At 68.4% G+C, this 1,309-nt stretch carries 1 protein-coding gene; it reads left to right on the forward strand.

Going from position 1 to position 1,309, the window contains the following annotated elements; genetic code table 11:
* The coding region (locus F1721_RS34190; RefSeq protein WP_150070999.1) for an acetate--CoA ligase at positions 1-1,275 on the forward strand (1,275 nt) is incomplete at its 5' end.
* Positions 1,276-1,309 lie beyond the last annotated feature (34 nt).

The following is a 1,309-nucleotide window of genomic DNA, read 5'->3' on the forward strand; positions in this document are numbered from 1 at the left end:
AAGCGGGACAAGTGGTGGGATGCGGTGCTGGAGGGCCAGCCCGACACCCACGCGCCGGAGGCCTTCGATGCCGAGCATCCGTTGTTCATCCTCTACACCTCGGGCACCACGGGGCGCCCGAAGGGCATCCTGCACACCTCCGGCGGGTATCTGACCCAGGCGGCCTACACCCACCGCACCGTGTTCGATTTGAAGCCGGAGTCGGACGTGTATTGGTGCACCGCGGACATCGGGTGGGTCACCGGGCACACCTACATCGTCTACGGGCCGCTGGCCAACGGGGCGACGCAGGTGATCTATGAGGGCACCCCGAACTCCCCGCACGAGGGCCGCCACTGGGAGGTCGTGGCCAAGTACGGGGTGACGATCTACTACACCGCGCCGACCACGATCCGCACGTTCATGAAGTGGGGTGCGGACATCCCCGCCAAGTACGACCTGTCGTCGTTGCGGTTGTTGGGGAGTGTGGGTGAGCCGATCAACCCCGAGGCCTGGATCTGGTACCGCAAGAACATCGGCGGTGACCGCACCCCGATCGTGGACACCTGGTGGCAGACCGAGACCGGCGCGATCATGATCTCCCCGCTGCCGGGGGCGACCGCGACCAAGCCGGGCTCGGCGCAGCGCCCGCTGCCGGGGATCTCGGCCAAGGTCGTCAACGAGGCCGGGGAGCAGGTGCCCCACGGGAGTGGGGGGCTGCTGGTGCTGGACAAGCCCTGGCCGTCGATGCTGCGCGGTATCTGGGGCGACGACGCCCGCTACCGGGAGACCTACTGGTCGAAGTTCGCCGACCTGGGCTACTACTTCGCCGGGGACGGCGCCAAGTACGACGACGACGGCGACATCTGGCTGCTGGGCCGCGTCGACGACGTCATGAACGTCTCCGGGCACCGCATCTCCACCACCGAGGTCGAATCCGCCCTGGTCTCGCACCCCAACGTCGCCGAGGCCGCGGTGGTCGGCGCCTCCGACCCGACCACCGGCCAGGGCATCGTGGCCTTCGTGATCCTGCGCGGCGGGGTCGACGACGCCGCCTCCGGCGAGGCAGCCCTCAAGGAGCTGCGCGAGCACGTCTCCACCGAGATCGGCCCCATCGCCAAACCCCGCCAGATCATGATCGTCCCCGAGCTGCCCAAGACCCGCTCCGGCAAGATCATGCGCCGCCTGCTGCGCGACGTCGCCGAGAACCGCGAAGTCGGCGACGTCACCACCCTGGCCGACTCCAGCGTCATGGACCTCATCTCCAAGGGCCTCAAGACCAGCAACGACGACTGACCCAACACCACACACAGGGGCGCCCTCCCAACCC

The sequence above is a fragment of the Saccharopolyspora hirsuta genome (assembly GCF_008630535.1).
In the GTDB taxonomy this organism is placed as follows: Bacteria; Actinomycetota; Actinomycetes; order Mycobacteriales; family Pseudonocardiaceae; genus Saccharopolyspora; species Saccharopolyspora hirsuta.